General features: G+C 63.9%; 20 protein-coding genes. 10 read left to right on the top strand and 10 right to left on the bottom strand.

The window, feature by feature from the left end; translation table 11 throughout:
• Positions 1–75 precede the first annotated feature (75 nt).
• Positions 76–750, top strand: a complete 675-nt coding sequence (locus KEC45_RS03280; protein ID WP_062183196.1) for a CDP-alcohol phosphatidyltransferase family protein — start codon at positions 76–78, stop codon at positions 748–750.
• Positions 751–859: 109 nt separating this feature from the next.
• Here KEC45_RS03280 and KEC45_RS03275 read toward each other — a convergent pair whose 3' ends face one another.
• Positions 860–1,753 (bottom strand): prephenate dehydratase, encoded by an 894-nt coding sequence (locus tag KEC45_RS03275; RefSeq protein WP_062183199.1) that lies wholly within the window; start codon positions 1,751–1,753, stop codon positions 860–862.
• Between the two features lie 181 nt (positions 1,754–1,934).
• Between KEC45_RS03275 and KEC45_RS03270 the strand changes: the two genes are divergently transcribed.
• Together KEC45_RS03270 and KEC45_RS03265 are read left to right on the top strand one after the other, a co-directional pair.
• Positions 1,935–2,603 carry a cytochrome c family protein gene (locus KEC45_RS03270; protein ID WP_252171486.1) on the top strand — a complete coding sequence of 223 codons (669 nt, stop codon included), beginning with the start codon at positions 1,935–1,937 and terminating at the stop codon, positions 2,601–2,603.
• The gene (locus KEC45_RS03265; RefSeq protein ID WP_252171485.1) at positions 2,603–3,031 is read left to right on the top strand and encodes a cytochrome c family protein; all 429 of its coding nucleotides are present in this window, start codon (positions 2,603–2,605) and stop codon (positions 3,029–3,031) included. Before KEC45_RS03270 ends, KEC45_RS03265 begins: the two co-directional genes overlap by 1 nt.
• A gap of 87 nt (positions 3,032–3,118) precedes the next feature.
• Here the strand turns inward: KEC45_RS03265 and KEC45_RS03260 are convergent, their stop codons facing one another.
• Positions 3,119–3,991, bottom strand: a complete 873-nt coding sequence (locus tag KEC45_RS03260; RefSeq protein ID WP_062184265.1) for an LOG family protein — start codon at positions 3,989–3,991, stop codon at positions 3,119–3,121.
• A gap of 49 nt (positions 3,992–4,040) precedes the next feature.
• Positions 4,041–4,742, bottom strand: coding sequence for an extensin family protein (locus KEC45_RS03255; RefSeq protein WP_062184268.1), 702 nt, complete (start codon positions 4,740–4,742; stop codon positions 4,041–4,043).
• Positions 4,743–4,913: 171 nt separating this feature from the next.
• Here KEC45_RS03255 and KEC45_RS03250 point away from each other — a divergent pair, with 171 nt between their 5' ends.
• From KEC45_RS03250 to KEC45_RS03240, 3 genes are all read left to right on the top strand, one after another.
• Entirely contained in the window at positions 4,914–6,041 is a 1,128-nt protein-coding gene (locus KEC45_RS03250; protein WP_062186767.1) for a phosphoserine transaminase, read from the top strand.
• Positions 6,042–6,148: 107 nt separating this feature from the next.
• On the top strand, positions 6,149–7,735 hold the full coding sequence (serA, locus tag KEC45_RS03245; RefSeq protein WP_062184271.1) for a phosphoglycerate dehydrogenase: 1,587 nt from the start codon (positions 6,149–6,151) through the stop codon (positions 7,733–7,735).
• Positions 7,736–7,788: 53 nt separating this feature from the next.
• The gene (locus KEC45_RS03240; RefSeq protein ID WP_062184272.1) at positions 7,789–8,901 is read left to right on the top strand and encodes an ATP phosphoribosyltransferase regulatory subunit; all 1,113 of its coding nucleotides are present in this window, start codon (positions 7,789–7,791) and stop codon (positions 8,899–8,901) included.
• Here KEC45_RS03240 and KEC45_RS03235 read toward each other — a convergent pair.
• Together KEC45_RS03235 and KEC45_RS03230 are read right to left on the bottom strand one after the other, a co-directional pair.
• Positions 8,898–9,275: a DOPA 4,5-dioxygenase family protein gene (locus KEC45_RS03235; RefSeq protein ID WP_062184275.1), complete on the bottom strand. Its 378-nt coding sequence runs from the start codon at positions 9,273–9,275 to the stop codon at positions 8,898–8,900. The two genes, KEC45_RS03240 and KEC45_RS03235, sit on opposite strands and share 4 nt — an antisense overlap.
• Positions 9,276–9,296: 21 nt before the next feature.
• Complete coding sequence (locus KEC45_RS03230) at positions 9,297–10,241, bottom strand: alpha/beta hydrolase (protein WP_252171484.1); 945 nt, start codon at positions 10,239–10,241, stop codon at positions 9,297–9,299.
• A gap of 149 nt (positions 10,242–10,390) precedes the next feature.
• On the opposite strand from KEC45_RS03230, the gene KEC45_RS03225 reads away from it, so the two are divergent.
• Positions 10,391–11,680, top strand: coding sequence for an adenylosuccinate synthase (locus KEC45_RS03225; protein WP_062184281.1), 1,290 nt, complete (start codon positions 10,391–10,393; stop codon positions 11,678–11,680).
• On the opposite strand, the gene KEC45_RS03220 is transcribed toward KEC45_RS03225, so the two are convergent.
• Complete coding sequence (locus tag KEC45_RS03220) at positions 11,670–12,563, bottom strand: haloalkane dehalogenase (protein WP_062186769.1); 894 nt, start codon at positions 12,561–12,563, stop codon at positions 11,670–11,672. The two genes, KEC45_RS03225 and KEC45_RS03220, sit on opposite strands and share 11 nt — an antisense overlap.
• Positions 12,564–12,651: 88 nt before the next feature.
• Between KEC45_RS03220 and KEC45_RS03215 the strand changes: the two genes are divergently transcribed.
• On the top strand, positions 12,652–13,152 hold the full coding sequence (locus KEC45_RS03215; RefSeq protein ID WP_062184285.1) for a murein L,D-transpeptidase family protein: 501 nt from the start codon (positions 12,652–12,654) through the stop codon (positions 13,150–13,152).
• 9 nt (positions 13,153–13,161) lie between these two features.
• Complete coding sequence (locus KEC45_RS03210) at positions 13,162–13,752, top strand: NADPH-dependent FMN reductase (RefSeq protein ID WP_062184288.1); 591 nt, start codon at positions 13,162–13,164, stop codon at positions 13,750–13,752.
• On the opposite strand, the gene KEC45_RS03205 is transcribed toward KEC45_RS03210, so the two are convergent.
• The 4 genes from KEC45_RS03205 to KEC45_RS03190 form a co-directional block, all read right to left on the bottom strand.
• Positions 13,749–15,053 carry an MFS transporter gene (locus KEC45_RS03205; protein WP_083435940.1) on the bottom strand — a complete coding sequence of 435 codons (1,305 nt, stop codon included), beginning with the start codon at positions 15,051–15,053 and terminating at the stop codon, positions 13,749–13,751. The genes KEC45_RS03210 and KEC45_RS03205 overlap by 4 nt on opposite strands.
• Positions 15,054–15,304: 251 nt before the next feature.
• Positions 15,305–16,060 (bottom strand): class I SAM-dependent methyltransferase, encoded by a 756-nt coding sequence (locus tag KEC45_RS03200; protein ID WP_062184291.1) that lies wholly within the window; start codon positions 16,058–16,060, stop codon positions 15,305–15,307.
• A gap of 85 nt (positions 16,061–16,145) precedes the next feature.
• Positions 16,146–16,628 carry a DUF2721 domain-containing protein gene (locus KEC45_RS03195; RefSeq protein WP_252171483.1) on the bottom strand — a complete coding sequence of 161 codons (483 nt, stop codon included), beginning with the start codon at positions 16,626–16,628 and terminating at the stop codon, positions 16,146–16,148.
• Entirely contained in the window at positions 16,625–17,839 is a 1,215-nt protein-coding gene (locus tag KEC45_RS03190; RefSeq protein WP_058536696.1) for an LL-diaminopimelate aminotransferase, read from the bottom strand. The genes KEC45_RS03195 and KEC45_RS03190 overlap by 4 nt, the downstream gene beginning before the upstream one ends.
• Before the next feature lie 115 nt (positions 17,840–17,954).
• Between KEC45_RS03190 and phaC the strand changes: the two genes are divergently transcribed.
• Positions 17,955–19,733, top strand: coding sequence for an alpha/beta hydrolase (phaC, locus tag KEC45_RS03185; protein WP_062184295.1), 1,779 nt, complete (start codon positions 17,955–17,957; stop codon positions 19,731–19,733).
• Positions 19,734–19,825: the final 92 nt, after the last annotated feature.

The raw sequence follows: 19,825 nt of genomic DNA, 5'->3' as shown, positions 1-19,825 counted from the left end.
ACGCAACTTTGCCTCTATGACGCCGCGATGACATCTGGCCGGCACTTATGTGACAGCCGGCAACAAAGGGTCCTCATGAGCAAGTTCGAACCCGTCGCAAAAGCGCCGGTCCGCATCCAGCAGAACATCCTCGCGCGCAGCGAGCGCCGTCTTCTCAACTGGTTATGCGCGCGCCTTCCGGGCTGGGTCACCCCCGACCAGCTTACCACGCTCGGCTTCGCCGGAGCGGTGCTCGTCGCGGCGGGTTATCTGCTCAGCTGGTTCGACAGCGAATGGCTCGGGCTTTCGCTGGCCGGCTATATCGTCAACTGGTTCGGCGATTCGCTGGACGGCAGCCTGGCGCGCTGGCGCGGGATCGAGCGGCCGAACTATGGTTATTTTGTCGATCACAGCGTCGATGCGCTTGCGACACTGCTGATGATCAGCGCGATCGGGATGAGCCCCTATATGCGGCTCGACGTCGCGCTGATGGCAGTGATCGGCTATTTTCTGCTATCGATACACACGTTCATTGCCGCGAAGATCCTCGGCGAATTCCGCCTGTCCTATATGGCGGGCGGCCCGACCGAGCTGCGGCTGATGCTGATGGCGATGACGATTTCGATGCCGATCATCGGTGGCGGCGATATCGGCGGCACCAATTTTTCAGCCTTCGACCTGTTCGCCCTCGTGGTCGCGAGCATTCTCGTCACGCTGTTCATCGTCCAGACGTCCGCGACCGCGCGGATGCTGCGGCGCCGCGGAAACTGATACGTGGCGTAGGGGCACCAGCACGCTCCCCCACCTGGCCTCCCCAACGATAGTAGCCTATGGGAGGCCGGGTGGGGGAGCGTGCTGGTGCCGCTACTCCTCCTGAGTTTCAGCGCCGCTCGCGCGCCTGCGGATAGGTTCCCAGCAAGCGCAGCGACTTGGTCTGGAAATCGAGCTCCTCGAGCGCGCGGTCAATCCGCTCGTCGCCCGGCGCGCCGACGATATCGCAGTAAAATTGCGTCGCAGCAAAGCTGTCACCGGTCTGATAGCTTTCTAGCTTGGTCATATTGACGCCATTGGTCGCAAAGCCGCCGAGCGCCTTGTAAAGCGCGGCGGGGATATTCTTCACCTCGAACATGAAGGTCGTCATCACCGGGCCGGTGATCGCCGCAACATCGGCCAGCGGTTCGCGCGCTAGTATGACGAAACGCGTCGTATTGTGATCGGCGTCCTCCATCCCGGTACCGTGCAGCGTCAGCCCATAGAGTTCGGCGGCGTGCGGCGGCGCGAGTGCAGCAAGGCCGACCTCGTCGCTGTCGGCGACCCATGCGGCAGCGCCTGCCGTATCGCTGTGCGCGACCGGCGCGATATTGTTGGTGCGCAGCCAGTGACGGCATTGGCCGAGCGCCTGCTCATGGCTCATCGCGCGCGTCACAGGGCCAAGATCGCGGCTCATCAAGCCATAGCGGATCGGCAGAAAATGCTCGCCGACGATCGACAGACCGGATTCGGGTAGCAGGAAGTGAATGTCGGCGACGCGGCCGTGCAGGCTGTTTTCAATCGGAATGATCGCGCGGTCGACGCGGCCATCGCGCACGGCGTCGATCGCGTCCTGAAATGCATAGCAGGGCAGCGGCAGCGAGTTTGCGTCATATTCGCGCGCGGCGAGGTCGCTGTTCGCGCCCGGCGCGCCTTGGAACGCCAGCCCGCGCGCGGGTTCGGCGAGTGCCGCTGCGCGCATTTCGTCGACCAGATGCTGTGCCGAAGCCGAATAACTGCCCATGATTGCCTTCCCAAGCTGGAGCCGCGGCGCATAGCCGCCCTACCGCACCTGCGCAACCGGTGCACGGCCGGTCCCTCGCGCGATTTCATCCCCTTGCGCCGTCGCCGCCGCGCCAGTAAGGGAGCGTCCAAATCAAATATGCGCCCGGTAAGCGGGCGCCCGTAAACGGGGCTGCTAGAGCATGGACAATCGCAACAATACTATTGCCGGCTGGGTGCTTTTTGCTGGCATTTGCGCGCTGGGCCTGACGATCGGGTCGAGCATGTTGTTTGCCAGCCACAATCCCGAAAAGCCCGGCTTTCCGATCGAAGACGCCGAAGCTGGCGCGGGTGGCGGCGAATCGGCCGTGCCGCTCGCCAACCTGCTCGCCGCCGCCGATCCGGCGAAAGGCGAAGCGGTATTCGCGAAATGCGCCGCATGCCACACGATCGCTTCGGGCGGCGCCAACGGCATCGGTCCGAATCTGTTCGGTACGATGGGCGAAGAAATCGGCCATGGTAAGCATGGTTTCGCCTTCTCGGCCGCGCTCGCCGGCATGGGTGGCAGCTGGGACTTCGAAAAGATGAACGCGTGGCTGACCAGCCCGCGTAAATTCGCTCCCGGCACCAAAATGTCGTTCGCGGGCCTGTCGAGCCCCGAAGATCGCGCGAATCTGATCGTCTATCTGAACGCACAGGGCTCGAACCTGCCGCTGCCCGCAGCCGAAGCAGCGCCCGCCGCCGCGGCAGAAGGCGCGGCTCCGGCCGAAGGCGCCGCCGCTGCACCGGCAGCCGAAGGTGCTGCAGCCGCTCCGGCCGCAGCCGGCGCCCCTGCCGCAGCAACCCCCGCTCCGGCCGAAGCCAAGAAATAATGCGGCTCGCGCCCGTCCTGCTGGCGGGCGCGCTGACGCTCGCCGGTTGTGGCAAGAGCGAAACGCCGGCCGAAGCACCGGCAGCGGGTGAGTCCGCTGTCGAAGCGCCGGCGGTCGAACCGACAGCGGCGATGGGCGAACAGATATTCCGCCGCTGCGTCGCGTGCCACACGATCGACAAGGGCGGCGCGAACGGGATCGGCCCTAATCTGCACGGCGTCGTCGGACGCGCGGTCGCATCGCATCCCGGCTTCTCCTATTCGGGCGCGATGAAAGCCAAGGGCGGCATCTGGGATGAAGCGGCGCTCGGCGCCTATCTCGAAGCGCCGATGAAGAATGTTCCGGGCACGCGCATGGCGTTCGCCGGGGTTATCGACGCCGCCGATCGCAAGGCGCTGATCCTCTATCTGGAAGCCCAGTCGAAATAATCTCGTCGCCCCCGCGCAAGCGGGGGCCGTTGTCGACCTGACTCAACGTCTCTCGCGGCCCCCGCCTGCGCGGGGGCAACGAGATTTTCAATGATGATCGAGTTTCGCGTAGAAATCCTGGATGATCTTCCACGCCTCGTCGGCGGTCTCGACGAATTTGAACAGGTCGAGGTCGCGCGCGCTGACGACGCCTTCCTCGACCAGCGCGTCAAAATTGACCACGCGCTGCCAGAATTCCTTGCCGAACAGCACGATCGGGATCGGCTTGATCTTGCCCGTCTGGATCAGCGTGAGCAGCTCGAACATCTCGTCGAAAGTGCCGAAGCCGCCGGGAAAGACCGCAACCGCGCGCGCGCGGAGAAGGAAGTGCATCTTGCGCAGCGCGAAATAGTGGAACTGGAAGCTTAGTGACGGCGTGACGAAGCGGTTGGGCGCCTGCTCGTGCGGGAGCACGATGTTGAGCCCGATCGATTCGCGGCCTTCGTCTTCGGCGCCGCGGTTTGCCGCTTCCATGATCGACGGCCCGCCGCCCGAACAGACGACGAAGTGGCGACAGCCATTGTCGTCGCACGGATATTGGCTCGCGAGCCGCGCCAGCGCGCGCGCCTCGTCATAATATTTCGCCTTGGCCTTGAGGTGGCGGGCAATGTTGCGCTGCGCATCGTCGGTCGCCGCGGTTTCGAGCGCATCCGCCTGCGAGGGTTCAGGAATGCGCGCCGAGCCATAGATGACCAGCGTCGATTCGATTCCTGCCTCGTCCAGCAGCAATTCGGGCTTGAGCAGCTCGAGCTGGAAACGAACGGGACGCAAATCCTCGCGCAGCAGGAAATCATTGTCCTGAAACGCCAGTTTGTAGGCGGGGTGCGCCGTTTGCGGGGTGGTTGTCGCCTGCTTGGCGAACTGCGCGTCGTCCTTGGCTTTATGGAAACGCGAACGATGGGGTTGTTTGTCTTCTGCCATTAGCGAGCGGCTACTCCCTTAGCGCGACTTTGCCAAGACGGAGGCGTGTTCAGCGGCAGTAGCCGTTGCCGCTCATGTCGAAATGGAAATGATTATAGTGCGCCGCGTTGTAATCGGGGCCAAGCACGGTGCCGAAACGGCGACAGCCCGATTTGTGCAGCGCGCGGAGAAAATCCTGCGACGGTTTGTCGCCCTTCCACCCGCCATCGAGCATGATGCGGCGGCCGTCAGCGAGCACAAAGCCCGACACGTCGATCGCATTCGAAAAAGCGTGCTGCGACATCCGGCCCGATCGGCCGCCATAGATGTTGCGGCAGCTATAGGTACCGAAAGTCTCGATCTTCACGACTTCCTGCCCGAAATATTGCCGCGCTGCGGGCTTCACCGCATATTGCGCCCATGCCGCGAAATTCTTTGCGAGCGGACAGGTCATCGCGCCGAGGCCCGATACCGGGGTACCGATATCGAGCAGCTTCACCGAATCGATCGATGTACAGCCGCCGCCATGATCCTGGTTCGGCAGGGGCGTGAAGCGGACGCCCGCCTGTTTAAGGTCGAACGCGCACTGCTGCGCTTCGGCGCTGGTGAAGGACGGTGTGCCGACGACCTGCGGCCGGCTCGGCTTGCTTGCGGTCGGACGCTTGCCGCCGCCGTTCTTCATTACCTCGGGAGAGCCGAAACAGGCAGATAGCGCCAGCGCCGCGCTGGCGGCGATCAGGATCCGGGGCTTTAGGAAAGTCGGGATCGGCATATCGTCAAAATACCGACGAAATGGTTAACAAGCTGTATACCTTTCCCTCCACTCGTCGAAAATTTCGCGCGGTCCGTGCAATTTGTTTGACAGCCCGCGCGACCGCCCTAAACGCGGCGCCGGGCCACGCGGTCCCAACGCCGCGCGAGCTCTCTGCAAGGAGAGACTATGATGAGTGAAGTGACGACGCCACAGGTGCGCCCGACGCGCCCCTATTTTTCTTCCGGACCCTGCGCCAAACCGCCGGTCTGGTCCCCTGAAAAACTAGCAACCGAATCGCTGGGCCGTTCGCATCGCGCGAAGATCGGCAAGACGCGGCTTGCCCTTTGCATCGACCTGATGCGCGAGATGCTGCAGCTTCCCGACACGCACCGCATCGGCATCGTTCCGGGATCGGACACCGGCGCCTTTGAAATGGCGATGTGGACCATGCTCGGCGCCAAGCCCGTCACGACGCTCGCATGGGAGAGCTTCGGCGAGGGCTGGGTCACCGATGCCGCGAAGCAGCTCAAGCTCGATCCGACCGTCATTCGCGCCGATTACGGCCAGCTTCCCGACCTGACGCAGGTCGACTGGTCGAACGACGTCCTCTTCACCTGGAACGGCACCACTTCGGGCGTCCGCGTCCCGAATGGCGACTGGATCCCCGACGACCGCGAAGGCCTGAGCTTCGCCGATGCGACCAGCGCGGTGTTCGCTTACGACCTGCCGTGGGACAAAATCGACGTCGCAACCTTCAGCTGGCAGAAAGTGCTCGGCGGCGAAGGCGGCCACGGCGTGCTGATCCTTGGGCCGCGCGCCGTCGAACGGCTCGAAAACCATACCCCCGCCTGGCCGCTGCCGAAGGTGTTCCGCCTCGTCAGCAAGGGCGCGCTTGCCGAGGGCGTGTTCAAGGGCGAAACGATCAACACCCCGTCGATGCTTGCAGTCGAGGACGCGATCTTCGCGCTCGAATGGGCGAAGTCGCTTGGCGGTCTCGACGGACTGAAGGCGCGCAGCGATGCGAATGCCGCGGCGCTCGACAAGATCGTCTCGGAACGCGAGTGGCTGAGCCACCTCGCCGCCGATCCCGCCAGCCGTTCGAAGACTTCGGTCTGCCTATCGGTCGCGGGCGCCGACGAAGCCTTCATCAAGAAGTTCGCCGGGCTGCTCGAAGCCGAAGGCGCGGCCTATGACATCGCGGGCTATCGCGACGCGCCTCCGGGCCTTCGCATCTGGTGCGGTGCGACCGTCGACACTGCCGATGTCGAAGCGCTCGGCCCGTGGCTCGACTGGGCCTACGAAACCCTCTCCGCCTAATCATTTTGTCGTCATCCCCGCGAAAGCGGGGACCCAGTTCTGACGTTGGCGATTTGCCGCACTGGGTTCCCGCTTTCGCGGGAATGACGAGGTTAAAGGAAAAACCAATGACCGCTCCCAAAGTTCTGATTTCCGACAAGATGGACCCCAAAGCCGCCGCGATCTTCAAGGAACGCGGAATCGACGTCGACGTCATCACCGGCAAGACCAAGGAAGAGCTGATCGCGATGATCGGCGACTATGACGGCCTTGCAATCCGTTCGGCGACGAAAGTCACCGCCGACGTGCTCGCCGCCGCGACCAATTTGAAGGTCGTCGGCCGCGCCGGCATCGGCGTCGACAATGTCGACATTCCCGAGGCGTCGAAGAAGGGCGTCATCGTGATGAACACGCCGTTCGGCAACAGCATCACGACCGCCGAACATGCGATCGCGATGATGTTCGCCCTCGCGCGCCAGATCCCGGAAGCCAACGCCGGAACCCAGGCGGGCAAATGGCCGAAGAATGACTTCATGGGCGTCGAGCTGACTTCGAAGACGCTCGGTCTGATCGGCTGCGGCAATATCGGCAGCATCGTCGCCGAACGCGCCCTCGGCCTCCGCATGAAAGTCGTCGCCTTCGACCCCTTCCTGACGCCCGAACGCGCGATCGAACTCGGCGTCGAAAAGGCCGATCTCGACACGCTGCTCGCCAAGGCCGATTTCATCACGCTGCACACGCCGCTGACCGACCAGACGCGCAATATCCTGTCGAAGGAAAATATCGCCAAGGCGAAAAAGGGCGTCCGGATCATCAACTGCGCGCGCGGCGGGCTGATCGATGAAGCGGCGCTCAAGGACGCACTCGATAGCGGCCATGTCGCGGGCGCCGCACTCGACGTGTTCCAGACCGAGCCCCCGGCCGCCGACCATCCGCTGTTCGGCGCGCCGAACTTCATCTGCACGCCGCACCTGGGCGCGTCGACCGACGAAGCACAGGTAAATGTCGCGATCCAGGTCGCCGAGCAGCTTTCGGATTATCTGCTGACCGGCGGGATCACCAATGCGCTTAACGTGCCCAGCCTGTCGGCCGAAGAAGCGCCGAAGCTGCGGCCCTATATGAGCCTCGCCGAAAAGCTCGGCAGCCTCGTCGGCCAGCTTGCGCACGACAATCTCACGACCATCTCGGTCGAGGTCGAAGGTGCCGCCGCCGAACTGAACCTCAAGCCGATCACCGCCGCCGTGCTCACCGGCCTGATGCGCCGCTATTCGGACAGCGTGAACATGGTCAACGCCCCGCATCTCGCACGCGAGCGCGGGCTTGATGTCCGGGAAGTTCGTCACGACCGCGACGGCGACTACCACACGCTCGTCCGCGTTACGGTGGCCACGGAACAAGGCGATCGCTCGGTCGCCGGCACCTTGTTCAGCAACGGCGACCCGCGCCTGGTCGAGATGTTCGGCATCAAGGTCGAGGCCGATCTCGACGGCCACATGCTCTACATCGTCAACGAGGACGCGCCGGGCTTCATCGGCCGCATCGGCACCGCGCTGGGCGAGGCCGGGCTCAACATCGGCACCTTCCACCTCGGCCGCCGCGCCGCAGGCGGCGAAGCGGTGCTGCTTTTGAGCCTCGACTCGCCGATGCCCGAACCGCTTCTGTGGCAACTTTGCCAACTTCCGGGCGTGAAGACCGTGAAAGGTCTGAAGTTCTGACCATTCGGCGGGAGCGGTTGAAACGCTCCCGCCACCCGCCTAAGGCCACCTCCATGACCAAGGCCCCTGCCCTGCTGCCCGAAGGGCTGCGCGATCGCCTTCCGCAACAGGCGGAGGCCGCGTCGCGCGTCACCCGCGCGCTCGTCGATGCGATGCGCGCGCATGGCTATGGCCGCGTCTCCCCGCCACTGGCCGAATTCCGCGAAACACTCGGCGGCGAAGATGATCGCACAACGCGCGACCTGCTCCGTTTCACCGACCCGGTGTCACAGCGCACGCTGGCGTTGCGCCCCGACATCACGCGGCAGGTCGGTCGCATCGCGACCTCGTTGCTCGCCAAGGCCCCACGCCCGCTGCGCCTCTGCTACGCCGGGCAGGTCGTCAAACTGCGCGCAAGCCAGCTCCGGCCCGCGCGCGAGATGCTGCAGGTCGGCGCCGAACTGATCGGCAGCGACAGCGTCGCTGCGGCGCGCGAGATCGTCACCGTCGCGATCGACGCGCTCGAAGCCGCTGGGATCGGCCCGGTCACGATCGACTTCACCCTGCCCGATGTCGTCGACCTGCTCGCGGGTGGCCCGCTGCCGGTCGATGCCGATATCCAGCAGCTGCGCGACGAACTCGATGCCAAGGATGCCGGCGCGCTTACGCGGCTTGGCGCCGAAGCCTATCTGCCTTTGCTCCGCGCAACCGGCCCGTTCGATCAGGCGGTTGCCGATCTACGCGCGTTCGATACGTCCGGCGTGCTCACCGCGCGGATCGATGCGCTCGAAGCCATCGCGGCGCCGATCCGCGACCGCGTCACGCTGACGCTCGATCCGACCGAACGCCACGGCTTTGCCTATCAAAGCTGGTTCGGTTTCCAGATTTTCGTGCCGGGACAGGGCGACGCGGTCGGCCGCGGCGGCGGTTATTCGATCCCGGTCGGTGAACAGGAAGAATCGGCAGTCGGCTTCTCGCTTTATCCCGATCCGCTGATCGACGCGGGCCTCGGCGCCGAAAATGATGCCGAGCGCCGCATTTTTCTGCCGCTCGGCCATGACCCCGCGCTCGCGGCCAGCCTGCGCGCCGACGACTGGCAGACGGTCGCGGCGCTGTCCGAAAACGACGATGCAAGGGCACTCGGCTGCGGGTTCATCCTCGGTCCCGACGGACCGGTCGAAGCCTAAAAGTCCGAAACACCGAAACGCGGGATGCCCTGGTTGACCCCGGGCGGGTCGAGCACTGTCACATCGAGTTCGACGGGTTCGCCAATCCACTGCGCCAGCGTCGTATGATCGGCAAGATCGTCGTCGGTCAGCGGATGCACCAGCGCGCGTAGCCCCGTCGCCTCGATCGCCGCGACCACGGCGTCCTGCGACCGGGCAAGGAAATGAACCTCATATTGCGCGATCGGATGCGGCCCTGCCGCACCGTCGGTCATGGCGCCGACGAACAGGATCGCGCGGTCTTCACTGAAGGCATCGCGTAACGCGACCGCGGCGGACCGCTCCGCAGGGTCGTAATAGATATGGGCGTGATAAGGCGCGTCGAGGTTCGTCATGACGTAACCCTATCGCAGCGATCAGCGCGCGAACAGCCGTTTCAGCCAGTCGTCGACCGCTGCCGTCGGCGCATAGGATGGATCGCCCAGCCGCCGGTTGATTTCGGCATGACCCTGCAGACCCTCACCAGGAAAACTGCCATGTTCGACAAGGCTGCCGCCCGCCGTCAGTGCATCGCCGAATGCTTTCGCCTGCCGCACGCCGTCGGGACGCTGAACATAGAGAAGCATGAATTGCGGCGCATTGGGCGCCGCCGCCTGCAAGGTCGGCGACAACGCTTTCTGTCGGACCGGATCAGTCCCGAATGCCTGTTTGTAGGTTGCCTGCATGATCGGTGGCCCGTCCCTCGTCTGCGCTGGCACATCATAGGCGGCGCCATCGATCGGGACGACACCGGCGATATTGGCGAACGACAGTCCGGCGCCTTTCAGATAGCGCTCGTCGGTGCCGACCAAGGCGGCAAGATGTGCGCCAGCGCTATGTCCCATCAGCACGATCCGCCGCCTGTCGATGCCGAGTGTATCCGCTCGATCCACCAGTGCCCTGACCGCCGACGCGACGTCCGCCGCCTGCTGTTCGACCGTTGCGCCCGGGACAAGGCGATAATCGATCGACGCAAAAGCATAGCCCTTTTCGGGATAATGCAGGGCTTTGAAGCGTCCCGTCGCATTGTCCTTGCTGCCGCGTTTCCAGCCGCCGCCATGGACAAAGACAATCAGCGGTGCGTGGGTGTCCGCCGCCTTCGCCCGCCAGACATCAAGGCGTTGGAGCGGATAGCGGCCATAAGCTATTGTCTCGCTCTCCGGCGCCTTCGGTCCCTCGTCAGCGCCCATCCGGCTGGCGAGCCGTTCGCGCAACCGGTCGCGCATCGTCTCGCGCGCATCGGCGAAGGGCGCGGGCACATTGACGCTCGCGACCACAAATGCCGCCAGCGCGGCATATCCAAACCAGCTTTGTTTCGTCATCGCGCGTCTCCACAGGGCCCGGCGCAAGCAATCTTGCCCGCAAATGTCGCAAAATCATCCCGCTTTGGGTTGCCTCTGCGGCCAAATCCGCTAAGGCCGCGCCGGGCCGGCGCTGGTCGTTTTGTGGCCCAGTTCAGCAGGACAGCATCATGGCAAATGTTACCGTCATCGGGTCGCAATGGGGCGACGAGGGCAAGGGCAAGATCGTCGACTGGCTCGCCAGCCGCGCCGACGCCGTGGTCCGCTTCCAGGGCGGTCACAATGCCGGCCATACGCTCGTCGTCGGTGAACAGGTCTACAAGCTGTCTTTGCTCCCCTCGGGAATCGTCACCGGTACGTTGTCGATCATCGGCAACGGCGTCGTGCTCGACCCCTGGGCGCTGCGTGACGAGATCACCAAGCTGCGCGGCCAGGGCGTTGCGATCAACCCCGAGAATTTCGCGATCGCCGACAATTGCGCGCTGATCCTTCCCTTCCACCGCGACCTAGATGCGCTGCGCGAAACGGCTGCGGGCGCGGGCAAGATCGGCACCACCGGCCGCGGTATCGGTCCCGCCTATGAAGATAAGGTCGGCCGCCGCGCGATCCGTGTTTGCGACCTTGCGCATCTCGACAAGCTCGAACCGCAGCTCGATCGTCTAACCGCACATCATGATGCGCTGCGTGCCGGCTTCGGCGAGCCGCCGATCGACCGCGAGCGCCTGATCGCCGACCTCACCGAAATTGCCGACTATGTGCTCGAATATGCGCAGCCCGTCTGGAAGCGCCTGAAAAAGGTCCGCAAGGCCGGCGCACGCATCCTGTTCGAAGGCGCGCAGGGCGTGCTGCTCGACGTCGATCACGGCACCTATCCCTTCGTCACCAGCTCGAACACGGTCAGCGGCACCGCCGCCAGCGGCTCGGGCCTCGGCCCCGGTGCTGTCGGCTTCGTGCTCGGCATCGCCAAGGCTTATACGACGCGCGTCGGCAGCGGCCCCTTCCCGACCGAGCTTGAGGACGAGATCGGCCAGCGGCTCGGGGAGCGCGGGCATGAATTCGGCACCGTCACGGGCCGCAAGCGCCGCTGCGGCTGGTTCGACGCGGTACTCGTGCGCCAGAGCTGCGCTGTGTCAGGCGTCACGGGCATCGCGCTTACCAAGCTCGACGTCCTCGACGGCTTCGACACGATCCGCATCTGCACCGGTTACCGGCTACGTGGAAAGATCCTCGACTATTTCCCGGCGCACGCCGCCGACCAGGCCGAAGTCGAGCCGATCTATGAGGAAATGGACGGCTGGCACGAATCGACCGCGGGCGCGCGGAGCTATGCGGACCTGCCCGCTCAGGCGATCAAATATATCCAGCGCGTGCAGGAACTGATCGAGACCCCGATCGCGCTCGTGTCCACGAGCCCCGAGCGCGAGGACACAATCCTGATCCGCGACCCGTTCAGCGATTGACGCCGGCAGCGGCGACGTCGCGGATCGCCGCGACGAAGCCCACCGGATCATCCTCCTGAATGAAGTGGCCGCCCGTCAGCGTGCGGTGCGACATGCCCTGCGTTCCGGGTACACGTCCGGTGAACAGCGCATCGCCGCCGCGCGTGATCGGATCGCCATCGGAGAAGCAGCAGAGGAACGGCTTGTCGAACGCCTGAAGCGCCGCCCACGTGCGTTTCTGATCGGGGACCGCGACATTGTCGCCGAGCGGAACGAATGAGGGATAGATGCGCGCCGCTACCTTTGATGCCCGCGTGGGGAATGGCGCATCATAGGCCGCGATTTCCGCATCGCTCAATTCGCGCTTGGCCCCCGCCTTGACGATCTTGCCGATCGGGAAGACCGGACTGTAGCGCGAGAAGGCGCGCCAGATCGCGAACGCGCGAGGTGCTGGCTGGCCTTCGGGAAGGCCGCCGTTCGAAAGCGCGACTCCGGCGAAGCGCTCGGGCATTTCGGCCACAAGGCGCAGCCCTATCAGCGAACCCCAGTCCTGGCATGCGAGCACGATATTTCGAAGGTCGAGCGCCTCGATCCATTGCCGCATCCACGCGACCTGCGCGGCATAGCTATAGGCATCGCGGTCCAGTGGCTTGTCCGAACGGCCGAAACCGATCAGGTCGGGCGCAACGACGCGGAAGCCCGACGCGGTCGCGGGGCCGATCATATGGCGCCAAAGATAGGACCAGGTCGGCTCGCCATGCAGCATCAGCACCGGCTGCGCATCGGTCGCGCCCTCATCGACATAATGGACGCGAAGACCGCCCTCGATCTCGAGATATTTCGGTGCATAGGGCCAGTCGGGCAGCCCTTCGAAGCGCGCGTCCGGCGTACGATATATGGTCATGATGTCGATCCCCCCAAAACCCACCTTAGCCCGCGGCGACGCACTGGCAACCACTTGCCGGACGCCCCCAAAGTCTTAGGGTTATACGATGCGTTTGACCGCCCTTTCCGCCTGCCTGTTCCTCGCCGCCTGCGGCGCCGCGAGTTCGCAGCCTGCGCTGCCCGCGGGCACCAAGGCCGACCGGCTGCTCGTCGACAAGAGCGATCGCGTGCTGATCGCCTATGCCGGGAACCGCGAGATCGTCCGTTACAAGAATATCCGCGTCGGTGACGCGCCGACTGGGCACAAGCAATTCGAAGGCGACGAGCGCACGCCCGAGGGGCGCTATACGATCAGCGGTCGCAACCCCGGGAGCGCCTATCATCTGTCGCTGCGCATATCCTACCCCAACCCCGCCGACGGCGCCTATGCAAAGTCGAAGGGGCGCTCGCCCGGCGGCGATATCTTCATCCACGGCCAGCCCAATGCCTGGCCCGGCCCGCCGATCGCGCGCGACTGGACCGATGGCTGTATCGCGCTGTCGAACGCGGAGATAAAGCAGCTATGGGATATCGTCCCCGACGGCATCCCGATCACCATCCGACCCTAGGAACCCACAATGTCCCGCCACATCCTCGTTTTTTATGGCAGCTATCGCCGCGACCGGCAGGGGCTGAAGCTCGTGAACTGGCTGGTCGATGCGATCAATACGCGCGGCGACCGCGCCGAACTGATCGACGCCAAGGCGGTCGACCTGCCGATGCTCGACCGCATGTACAAAGAATATCCGAAGGGCGAGGCACCGGCGGCGATGGAGGAACTCGCGGGCAAGATCCGCGCCGCCGACGGCTTCCTGTTCGTCACCGGCGAATATAATTGGGGCCCTCAGCCGGGCCTCAAGAACCTCACCGACCATTATCTGGAGGAATGGTTCTGGCGACCCGCGGCGATCGCCTGTTATTCCGCCGGCTCCTTTTCCGGGGTGCGCGCTATGATGGGGTGGCGCGACATTTTGGGCGAGATGGGAATGGCGGTGATCTCGTCGATCCTGCCTGTGGCGCGCATCGGCAAGCTTTTCGACGCCGACGGCCAGCCCACCGGCGACGATGCGAAGCAGCTCGAACGGCTGTTCCCGCGCTTCGCCGACGACCTTAATTGGTGGATCGACGCCGCCAAGGTCCAGCGCGCAAAGGTCGACCCGCCCTATTAACCGGACTTGAGTTCGGCATTGAGACGCAGGCTCGCGCGCCAAAAGAAGAAGGCGGGGATGAGACCGAGCCACGCCGCGCCATAAAGGACATAGCGCACACTCTCGACCCCGACCGAGGGCTTGAGCATTTCCGACGCAATGCCGAACAGCAGCGGCCCGAGCCCGAGCCCGATCAGATTCTGCAGGAACAGCATCACCGCACTTGCCATCGCGCGCGCCTGCGGCCGGACGAGGCCGTGGACGCATGCAAAGGTAGGCCCGTAATAAGCGGCATTGAGCACCGTCGGAATGAACAGCAGTGCGATGGCAATGTGCCATTCGTCGACCCAGTATCCGAGGAACAGGATCGGCGCGGCGATCGCCATGCCGACCGCAGGCGTCGTCAGCATATGCCGCCGGTCGACCTTGCCGAAACGGTCGGCAAGATAGCCGCCGAGCCAGGTACCAAAAATGCCCGCGATCCCGAGCGCGACGCCAAGCAACAGCCCCGTCTCGCCCGGACTGAGGCCATGCGAGCGCTGAAACAGGATCAGCGCCCACACACCCTTGCCATAACCAAGAAAGGCGGTGATCGAAGAGGCGATCGCGATGTAGAGAAAGGCGCGCGTGCCGAAGACTTCCTTGAGCGCGCCCGCGACGCTGAATTCCGTTGCCGGCGCGGGCGCGTCGGCCGGCGCCTTGTGACGGACTTCCTTGATCATCATCGGCAGAACCAGCGCCAGCAGGATTCCGGGAACGCCGACGACCATGAAAGCGACGCGCCAGCCCCATTCGTCGGCAATCAGGCCGCCGACGATCAGCCCGAGCAGACTGCCGATCGGAATGCCAAGACCGTAAAAGGCAATCGCTGACGCGCGCTTGGCGGGATCGACGCGGTCGGTGATCAGCGAATGCGCCGCGGGCGTGCAACCCGCCTCGCCCACCCCGACGCCGATCCGCGCGAGAAGCAATTGCACGAAATTTTGGGCCATGCCGCACAGCACGGTCATCCCCGACCATATCGCGAGCGAGACCGAGATCAGTCCGATGCGGTTCGTCGACGGCTTGTCGGCGTAACGCGCGATCGGAATGCCAAGAAAAGTATAAAAGAGCGCGAAGGCCAATCCGGTGAGAAGCCCGATATCGGCGTCCGAAAGCGACAGGTCACGCGCGATCGGTTCGGCGAGAATGTTGACGATCTGACGATCGAGAAAGTTCAGGATATAGACCGCGAGCAGCACCCACAGCATCCGCCGGACTGGTGTCGCCGCACTTCCCGCAGGCGCCGTCGCTGCGGCCGCCATCGCGTCATTCTGGCTCATCATTTTCTCCCGTACCGCCATGGGAGCAGACGCGCGCCCTTCATGTCAACGCCATTGCGCGGCCCTGCCATTCGCTGTTTGCAATTGCCGCTACGGCTGGCGGCGTGCAGCGCATGCAAAAAATTTCGCTGCTTGCCGCCGCCGCTTCCCGAGGTCGAGGGCAAGGACGCGGCGACGCTGCAGGCTGAAATGGAAAGCGGCATGCTGTACGACGGGCGCCGACCTATCGGGCCAGCACCGCGCCCTGATGCTCAAGCCGGCTTTTTGAACCGCATCATGAAGCGGTCGGTCTTACCGCGGATCGCGGGGTCGAACACATTCTTGCTGTGATCGTCGGCCGTGATGCGCAGCGCTCCACTGTCGCCGTCAAAGACGAAACCCGCGCGCTCCATGTCGGCGCGCACTTTCGCGGGGTCGATCCGGTGCAATTTCTCGACCAGCTCGCGCGTGTCGCCCGCCGGGCCGACATGGTCGACGACGATTATCGATCCGCCAGGCCGCACCGCGCTGAACCAGTTGACGAGCATCGCATCGACCTCGACGCGCGGGAATTTGAACTTTTCGCTCTGCCAGTAGAGGTCATGATAGGCGAGGTGGGTAAAAATCATGTCGACGCTCTTTGGCGCCAGCACGATCGTGTTCACCGGGCGCACCATCGGCGCGATGTTGGGATAGGCCTTTGTGATCGTGGCCCAGGTTTCCGGCTCATGGAAACCCGACGGGTTCATCGGGATGACGGTACCCTTGGGCCCGACGAGATCGGCCAGCATTTCGCTGTAATAGCCATTTCCGGCGAGCAGGTCGGCGACGGTCGAGCCGCGCTTGACCTGAGCGAAGGCGAGCACGTCGGCGGGGTGACGACCGTCGTCCAGCTTGCGATTTTCGGCGAGGCGGCTCTTGTCGGCGACCGCCGCGGCCACGGCCTTGTCGGGTGCGGCGGCGACGACGGGCACGGCTACCAGCATTGCAGCCCCGACGAGCGGCGTCAAAAGTCGATAGTTTCGCATGACATCTCTCCCCTGTCTCACCCCAAGGTGGCGGAGAAATGCGGCGCTGGCGAGCAAGCTTCGACCAGCCGCCGCCCTGTGTCTATCAGCGCCGGTCGCGCCGCTTCTTCCAGCCTTCTTCAAGCTCGAGCAATTCCATGGGCACGTGTATCGCGCGCACCGCCAGCCGGACCTCGACAAGGAAGAGGATCAGCGAAACGAGCAACAGCACCATCGCCAACGCAAAGGCCCACGACGCCGCGACACCAAGGTTGATGCCCGTAAAGGCCTGCGTGAACAGCAACGCGACGAGCAGACACACGACGATCCCGCACGCCACGGCGGAGAGAATCGAATTGTTGATGATCCCCATGCGCCGGTCGGCGATGCGCAGTTCGGCAACGATGCGCTCATGCTCAAGGCCCTCGGTCTCTGCCCAGCGCTCTATCAGATTGCGCGAACGGTCGACGACACGCGCCAACCGCCCGGCAATGACGTTGAGCAGGCTGCCGGTCGCCACCAGCAGAAACACCGGCGTGACCGAAAGCTGGATCGTCTGCGCAATCGCGCCGGCGTCGAGATCCATCATCCCCCGGCGGCAACCGACGGCGTGTTCACGCCATGCATCGCGAGGAATTTCCGGACATTGCGCGCCGCCTGCCGGATGCGCTGTTCATTCTCGACCATCGCGATACGAACATAGCCTTCGCCATCCTCGCCATAACCGACGCCCGGCGCGACCGCGACCTTGGCATGGGTGAGCAATTGCTTCGAAAATTCGAGGCTGCCCATTTCCTTGAGCGCCGGCGGCAGCGGCGCCCAAGCGAACATCGACGCCTTCGGGCTGGGAATGTCCCAGCCGGCGCGACCAAAGCTTTCGACCATCACATCGCGGCGCTTCTGGTAAAGATCGCGGTTCTTCTGGACGATATCCTGCGGGCCATTGAGCGCCGCGCAGGCGGCCGCCTGAATCGGGGTGAAGGCACCATAGTCGAGGTAGGATTTGACGCGCGTCATCGCTGCGATCAGCCGCTTGTTGCCGACCGCAAAACCCATGCGCCAGCCCGCCATCGAGTAGGTTTTCGACATCGAGGTGAATTCGATCGCGACGTCCTTCGCCCCCGGCACCTGCAGGATCGAGGGGGTCGGATTGCCATCGTAATAAAGCTCCGAATAGGCAAGGTCGCTGAGAACCCAGACCTTATTCTCCTTCGCCCAGGCGACCAGGCGCTCGTAGAAAGCAAGGTCGACGGCTTCGGCGGTCGGGTTCGACGGATAGTTGACGACAAGGATCGACGGCCGCGGCACGGTGAAGGCCATCGCGCGGTCGAGGGCACGCCAGTAATTCTCGTCGGGCGTCGTCGGGACACTGCGGATCGTCGCACCGGCGATAATGAAACCGAACGTGTGGATCGGATAGCTCGGGTTCGGTGCGAGCACGACGTCGCCGGGGCCGGTGATCGCGGTCGCCAGACTCGCGAGCCCTTCCTTCGACCCCATCGTCACGACGACTTCGGTTTCCGGATCAAGGTCGACGTTGAAGCGGCGGCCGTAATAATTGGCCTGCGCGCGGCGAAGGCCCGGAATGCCTTTTGACTGCGAATATCCGTGCGCGTCGGGCTTCATCGCCACTTCGCACAGCTTTTCGATCACATGCGCCGGCGGCGGCAGGTCGGGATTGCCCATCCCCAGGTCGATAATGTCCTCTCCCGCGGCGCGGGCGGCCGCACGCATCGCATTCACTTCAGCGATGACATAGGGCGGCAGGCGCTTGATGCGGTAGAATTCATCTTCGGACATGGGAAACTAGAACAACTCCTTTGCGTTACTTGTGGGTTGACGCGAGCGGCAGCCTCGCCAGCCGCATCGCGGCTTGTTATAGGCATATTATCCGCACTGACCAGCAGGAACGAGCATGAGCGATACGGGTAAAGACGACACGATCGAGACGCCGAATCCCTTCCTGCCATCCCCCGAAGACATGCAGCATTGGGCGAGCGTGATCGGCCGCGCACAGCAGATGATGCTCGATTATGCGCTGGGCCAGGTCAACGAAGGCAATACAAGCGCCGCCGCGCTGTTCGACCCCGCCAAATGGATCGACAATCCGGCGACGCAGATGTGGACGCAGCAATCGTCTAAGATGTGGGATCAGGGGGTCGCCTTCTGGACCTCTCTCGCCAGCATCGGTCAGCCGATCGCCCCCGACGCGCCGCCCACCGATGCGAAGGACCGCCGCTTCGCCGATCCCGACTGGACCGGCAATCCGGTGTTCGCGATGATCCGCCAGACCTATGGCCTGCTCGCCGAACAGATGCTCGCGACCACGCGCCAGCTCGACGGCCCCGATCCCGCCGCACGCGCGAAAATGGAATTTGCCGCAAAATCGATGGCTGACGCGATGGCACCCACCAACCTTGCCCTCACCAATCCAGAGGTGATCAAGCGCGCGGTGGAGACCCGGGGCGAGAGCCTGCTCAAGGGCCTGAAGCATATGCTCAACGATTTGTCGCGAGGGCAATTGAGCCATGTCGATCCCGACGCGTTCGAGGTCGGGGTCAATATCGCGACAACGCCGGGCAAGGTGATCCACGAAACCGACCTTTACCAGCTGATCCACTATGCGCCGACGACAAAGGACGTCTTTACCGTCCCGCTCATCATCTTCCCGCCGTGGATCAACCGCTTCTATATCCTCGATCTGAACCCCGCGAAGAGCTTCGTCGCCTGGGCGGTCGAACAGGGGCTCAGCGTATTCATGGTATCGTGGAAGTCGGCCGACGCGTCGATGAGCGAGATCGTCTGGGACGACTATATCGCAGGGCAGGTCGACGCGATCGACACGGTCCGCGAGCTTCTGGACGTGCCGCATGTCCACACGATCGGCTATTGCGTCGCGGGCACCACCCTCGCCGCCACGCTCGCGATGTTGGCGGCGCGCGGTGAAGCCGACAAGGTGAAGTCGGTGACCTTCTTTACTGCACAGGTCGATTTCGAACATGCCGGCGACCTCAAGATGTTCGTCGACGACAGCTATCTGGCGCTGCTCCAACAGCTATCGGCACCGGGATTCCTCGACGGGCGCTATATGGCGGCGACCTTCAACAGCTTGCGCGGGCGCGATCTGATCTGGAACTATGTCGTCAGCAATTATCTGCTCGGCAACGACTATCCGCCGTTCGACCTCCTCTACTGGAACGGCGACGTTACCAACCTGCCCGCCAAATGGCACCGCCAATATCTGGTGGACCTTTACCGCGACAATCGCATGGTAATCCCGAACAGCCTGTCGGTGATGGGCACCCCGGTCGACCTCAAGAAGATCGAGACCCCCGCGTTCATTCAGGCGGGACGCGAGGATCATATCGCCCCGCCCGCCAGCGTGTGGCGGTTGATGGATCATCTGTCGGGGCCAAAGACCTTTCTGCTCGCGGGCTCGGGCCATATCGCCGGCGTGGTCAACCCGCCCGCCGCGGGCAAATATCAATATTGGACCGGCGACAGCAACGCCGCAACGCTCGACGAATTTGTTGCAGGCGCCAGCGAGACCAAGGGTAGCTGGTGGCCGCACTGGATTGACTGGATTACGCAGCAGGACGGCGCAAAAACCCCCGCAAAGGGCGCGCGCATCCCCGGAAAGGGCGGCAGAAAAGCGATCGAGGATGCCCCCGGACGCTACGTCAAACAGCGGTAATATCTCGCGAATATAATCCCATCGGGCCGGCGCTCGGACTATTTTTGTGCACTGCACAAAATTTCTCTTGAAATCGCCGATCCGCTCCTATA

The sequence above is a fragment of the Sphingopyxis sp. USTB-05 genome (assembly GCF_023822045.1).
Lineage (GTDB): Bacteria > Pseudomonadota > Alphaproteobacteria > Sphingomonadales > Sphingomonadaceae > Sphingopyxis.
Note: the sequence above shows the minus strand (reverse complement) of the source record. Positions and strands in the feature narration are given on the sequence as shown.